Source organism: Gammaproteobacteria bacterium (assembly GCA_013696315.1).
Classification (GTDB): domain Bacteria; phylum Pseudomonadota; class Gammaproteobacteria; order JACCYU01; family JACCYU01; genus JACCYU01.
This window is the reverse complement of record JACCYU010000177.1, coordinates 1-5000: the sequence shown is the minus strand read 5'-3', so window position 1 is coordinate 5000 and position 5000 is coordinate 1. Positions and strand designations below refer to the sequence as shown.

5 protein-coding genes and 2 pseudogenes are annotated in these 5000 nt (G+C 58.8%); 3 read left to right on the top strand and 4 right to left on the bottom strand.

Annotated elements, in window-relative coordinates; translation table 11 throughout:
- Positions 1 to 527 (top strand): glutamate--cysteine ligase (locus H0V34_10525; protein MBA2492101.1); only part of this gene is annotated, 527 nt, incomplete at its 5' end.
- A gap of 44 nt (positions 528 to 571) precedes the next feature.
- Positions 572 to 1623, top strand: a pseudogene (locus tag H0V34_10520) (DNA topoisomerase IB).
- Between the two features lie 241 nt (positions 1624 to 1864).
- On the opposite strand, the gene H0V34_10515 reads toward H0V34_10520, so the two are convergent.
- The 3 genes from H0V34_10515 to H0V34_10505 all read right to left on the bottom strand — a co-directional run bounded on the left by H0V34_10515 (position 1865) and on the right by H0V34_10505 (position 3720).
- On the bottom strand, positions 1865 to 2344 hold the full coding sequence (locus H0V34_10515) for a phasin family protein (protein ID MBA2492100.1): 480 nt from the start codon (positions 2342 to 2344) through the stop codon (positions 1865 to 1867).
- A 107-nt stretch (positions 2345 to 2451) separates the two neighbouring features.
- Positions 2452 to 2883: a hypothetical protein gene (locus tag H0V34_10510; protein MBA2492099.1), complete on the bottom strand. Its 432-nt coding sequence runs from the start codon at positions 2881 to 2883 to the stop codon at positions 2452 to 2454.
- A gap of 18 nt (positions 2884 to 2901) precedes the next feature.
- Complete coding sequence (locus H0V34_10505) at positions 2902 to 3720, bottom strand: TIGR02587 family membrane protein (GenBank protein ID MBA2492098.1); 819 nt, start codon at positions 3718 to 3720, stop codon at positions 2902 to 2904.
- Positions 3721 to 4251: 531 nt separating this feature from the next.
- On the opposite strand from H0V34_10505, the pseudogene H0V34_10500 reads away from it, so the two are divergent.
- A pseudogene (locus H0V34_10500) lies at positions 4252 to 4696 on the top strand (pyridoxamine 5'-phosphate oxidase family protein).
- Here the strand turns inward: H0V34_10500 and H0V34_10495 are convergent.
- On the bottom strand, positions 4693 to 5000 hold a 308-nt coding region (locus H0V34_10495), incomplete at its 5' end, for a glycosyltransferase family 1 protein (GenBank protein MBA2492097.1). The pseudogene H0V34_10500 and the gene H0V34_10495 sit on opposite strands and share 4 nt — an antisense overlap.

Sequence of the window (5000 nt, the reverse complement as noted above, 5' to 3'; positions counted from 1 at the left end):
ACAACGGCACTGTGTGGCGCTGGGTGCGGCCGCTGGTGGGATTCGACGATGACGGCGCGCCGCACCTGCGTATCGAGCAAAGAGTGCTGCCCGGCAGCCCCAGCATAACTGATGCCGTTGGGGACGCGGCCCTGTTTTACGGCCTGACGACGGCGCTTTCATGCGAAGACGTGGATTTATGCTCGGATCTGCCATTTGAGCGAGCCCGCGATAATTTTCAGCGGGCGGCGCGCGATGGTCTGGACGCGCGCCTGGTCTGGCTGGATGGTGTGAGGGGCAATGCCCGTAACCTGTTGCTTCAACAATTGATCCCGCGGGCGCGGCGCGCTCTGCTTGCTATGGCGCTAACCGTCGAGGACTGCGATTTTTACCTCGGAGTCGTACGGCAGCGCGCAGAGAACAATCAGAACGGAGCGAACTGGCAGCTGGCATTCGTTGCCCGTCACGGTCGAGATATGCGCGCGCTCACTGCTGCTTATGCCGAGCACCAGCTAAGCGGCGCCCCCGTGCATACATGGGCGCTGTAACCGTGCGTGCTGTGCAGTCAGTATAGAGGCTTACCACGATGAGTATGTCCAGCGAGGAGCCAGCCGCGGCCGCGAAAGCCGCAGGGCTTCGTTACGTCAGCGATACCGTTGACGGCCTGGCGCGGCGGCGCTGCGGAAAAGGCTTTACCTATCTCACACCCAAGGGACAACGCGTCCTTGACAAGGCGACTGTCGAGCGCATCAAGCAGCTTGTCATTCCTCCCGCCTGGCGAGACGTGTGGATCGCGCCGTCCGGCCACGCACATATCCAGGCGGTAGGGCGCGACGATCGCGGCCGCAAGCAGTACATTTACCATACGGAATGGGCGCGCATTCGAAACGTGGCGAAGTTCGATCGGATGATCGCTTTCAGCGAAGTCCTGCCCAGGATTCGCGACCACGCCGATGGCGATCTGCGCAAGCGGGGGCTGCCACGGTAAAGGTGCTGGCCACGTTGACTCGTCTGCTGGATTCCACCTATGTGAGGATCGGCAACCCGGAATACGTCAGGCAAAACGACTCCTTCGGACTCACCACGTTGTGTAATCGTCACGTCGATATCAAGGGTTCCAGCATCCACTTCGAATTCCGCGGCAAGCGCGGTGTCGAGCAGAAGGTCGATGTGCGAGATCCGCGCCTGGCGCGCGTAGTACGCGAGTGCCTGGAGATACCGGGCTATACGCTGTTTCAGTACTGCGATGAGGACGGCAGGCGTCACCCGCTGGAGTCCGGCGACGTCAATGAATATCTGCGGACAATCTCCGGCGGCGTCTATACCGCCAAGGATTTCAGAACCTGGGGCGGCACCCTGCGCGCGCTGCTCGAACTGCTGGATATAGGCGAGGCCGCTACACACTCTCAAACCAGAAAGAACATCGTGGAGGCGGTGAAACGGGTCGCGAAAACACTTGGCAACCAGCCGAGCGCGTGTCGCAAGTATTACATCCATCCGCGGATTCTGGAGTCCTACGTGGACGGTGAATTACTGAGCGGGGCGCGCCGGTACGTTGCCGAAGCGCAGAGCGACGTCAAGCGGCTGAAGGGTCTGGAGCCGGAAGAATGGGTCATGCTGAAGTTGCTGGCGGAATGCCCTTAAAAGCCAAATGTGCCAAACGCGAATCCTACCGCGATTTTAAAAGACCGCGGGGTTGCACCATGCTCAATGATAAGCACGGCATGCAGTAACCATGCGTTCCCGGTTGCGAAGCTAACGAGTCAATACTGTAGCCTTAAACAAAAGGCCACGCGTAATGCGGGGCCAGGCCTTGTCTTCAACTCGCTCAGGTTTAACGTACAGCGTGTAGGCTGAACCTTGTCCGTGCTGCGTCACTTACACGTTAGGTATTTTTCCCGGAGCGCGGCGCCTTAGTAGCATCTTTGGCGGCGGAAGCCGTCTTCTGCGCTTCGCCCGTGGCGGTATCCTTGGTGTTTTCCAGCCGATCGCCGTATTCCTGCCATGCCTGCGCCAGGTCGTCCACCACCTGCTTGATGCTGTCCGTATACCTCTGGCCATGATTTTTCGCCAGGTCGGCCTGCGCGGAAGCGAATTCGCGCGGGTCACGTATCCGGGTGAGAAGCTGCATCTGTTCATTGGCAGCCTCATACGTTTGCTGCATCATGCTCTGCTGAATTTCGCCCAGGCGCTGCAGGATTTTCATCTGCGTTTCACCTAACCCCTGAGCCGCGCCGAACATTGCGCGAGTAGCGTCCTGAGCCTGGTTGGCGAATTGTTCGGTATTGTCTGCCATTGTCGTTTTCCTCTTAATAAGTATGGTTGCAAGAGGCGCCGGCTGCGCCACTCCACGAATATCAATCAACTATTGTGCCCGTTAACCGTACGCCGAGTCGCGTAGGCAATAATGATTCCTGCTCGTTGACTTCTAAAGATGGTTAACGCGCGCGACAGGACCGTGAGACGCTGCGCCTATGGCTCCATGTAGGCTTTGGCGCCCAGGCGGATCTGGTAACTGCGCGGGTCGCGGGCGAAGAGCATGCCGCCGCTGGCACTGGAATGGGCGGGCACATAATCGAAGGTGACCGAGGCGGATTCAATTGTCTTGCCGTCTCGCTTAAGCCCGCCCGCGATATTAACCATGGCAGCACTCGCGCCGCCGTCGTTGTAAACCGTAAACTCGAGCAAATAGCGGTCGCCGATCGATGTGACGCCTTCGCCCGCGGCCCTGAGCCGGGGAGGTGTACCCTGCTGATAGAACGCATAGTAGATCATCAAGCCGGACGTACCGATTACCAGCACGAGGCCGAGCAGCGACACGATCCACTCAAGCAGTGGAACCTTGCGTTTGCCTGATCCGTTGCGATCCTGCTGATTCGTAACCCGTTGATCGCCGTTCGACATGGTCTTAAGATCGTAATTTTAGATAATGAGCCGCGCCAGCGCCGCGCCCAGCGCCGCGGGAAAGCCGAGCACGACGGTCATCTGCACGATTACAAAAAGTTCGACCGTGTCCGTACGCCCAAATGTCCACAGCACGTACAGGCTGACCAGCAGCGCGATGGCATAGCCCGCGATCGTAAATCGCAGCAGTACGCTGAAAAAGCCCCCGGCGTATTCTTCCTGACCGCCGAAACCGACCGTATACACGAAGGTATGCAGCAACAGGAGCGAGGCGACCGCCAGGGCAAAAGTTTGCCATGCGCTCATCATGTACGCGATCAGGATCATTTCCTCGGTCGGGGCCACGTTGAAAGCCAGGAATAGCGCGCCTGCCGCCATCAGGAACAGCTCGCCCTCGTACGGAGCCGCATCCTTGCGCTGTTCCGCGCTGCCGCTGTCGCCGCCGAGCTGCGAACGCGCCAGCATCGCCCCGATGCTGGCCGGTACGGCCTGTAGCGTGATTTTACCGATAACCTCGTGCCACGGCTGATCCAGCTCGATGATGCTCATCAGAAACAACATCGCCGCGGAGGCCGCAAAGCCCACTGCATAGGCGGAAAGCGCGTCCAGGCCGTCGTCGCGCCAACTCAGGGTGTTCTCAAAGCCGGCATAATACGAAAGCCCCACCAGCAGTGGCATGGTCAGTAACAGAAACAGCGCCAGACGGAAAGCGTCGATGTAGAAGCCGAGCAGCCACATCTCCATGGTCATGAAAAGCGGAAAAGAAAAGATGATCGCGCCGCCAAACGCGCGCGCCAGATCCAGCGCATACTTGCGGTTTTTCGAGCCAATCCTCATTTACATTACCGGCGTTTTCTTCCCCGATAGCTTACGCAGCAACACGATCGCTCGATCCGGCGAAGCATACGGCATCAATCGAGCCGCCTCATCGCCCGTGTGGTTGCACGCTTCACATGCGCCCGGGAGCGGATGAGCAACAACGCCAGGGTGCGCCTGTAAATGCTCAGCGGCCATGTAAAACTTACACATTGGTAACGCACTTTTGTAATTATTGTCGTGCGCCGCCGTTCGATACTGTCCCATGGATACATGAAGCAACGCATTTACCGGCGCCGATTGAGCTGGACGGTGCGTTGCGCGACCGGTGGCATGGTTTCTCTATTTGCTCACGTACGCTAGTTAAATCATCAACTTCGTATGCAGGATATGCCAATGAAGTCTTTGCGCTGGGTTGCTCTCATACTGCTCGTCGTCGGCGGCCTCAACAGGCTGCTCGGCCCGGTCCGGGCATAGTCGGTGGAAGTTCAAATTCAGCAAAACGACGAGCGCGTCAAGTTAAGCGAGCTGATCGAGCGGATAAAGGTGGGCATGCCGACAACCCTGGATGATCAGGAGTCGCTGCGCAGCCGGCCGCTGCAAACACTGGAAGTCGACGCCAAATGCAGGTTGTGGTTTTTCGTCTCCGCCGATTCGGCAAAAGTAGGCGACATCGACGCGCACCAGCAGCATGTTTCTGTGAGTTACGCCGATGCGCACAAAACAGGATTACCTGTCGATCTCCGGGTCCGCGCGACTCGACCGCGACCGCGCTCACATGTAGCGACTGTGGACACCGTGGGCGAAGGTCTGGTTTCCGCGGGGTCTGGATGATCCCGACCTCGCGCTGCTTCACGTACAAATCGAAAAAGCCGAATACTGGGAATCCCCAAGCAGCAAGGTCAAGCGCCTGTTCGGCCTCGCGAAGGCGCTGACGACAGGTGACAAGAGCGCGATAGGCGATAATAACAAAGCCGACGTGAAACAGCCAGGCTAGCTTCTACTTGGACGCCCGTACGAGAAAGCTCCGTTTACACGCCCTTCGCTTTGCGCTTCTGCAAAATAGTTTTCCAGGCTAACCGCTCTGTGTGCGGCCGTGTGGGTGGCCCGTACGCGTTGCTGCGCGCGCGCGCCGATCTCCACCCGCCTGGTCTCGGAAATATTCGTCAGGCAGTGCAGCGCCTCCTCGGTCGTGCGGCATACGAGAATTTCTCCGTCCACAGTGAAAAACTCATTCAGCCCCGACCAGGCGTCGCTGATCACGGGCACGCCGCAGGCCGCCGCTTCGAACAGCCGTACGC

Bases quoted from the DNA above. Each gene is read 5' to 3' on its own strand.
- H0V34_10510 (MBA2492099.1), bottom strand. From the start codon at position 2,883: ATGTCGAACGGCGATCAACGGGTTACGAATCAGCAGGATCGCAACGGA.
- H0V34_10505 (MBA2492098.1), bottom strand. From the start codon at position 3,720: ATGAGGATTGGCTCGAAAAACCGCAAGTATGCGCTGGATCTGGCGCGC.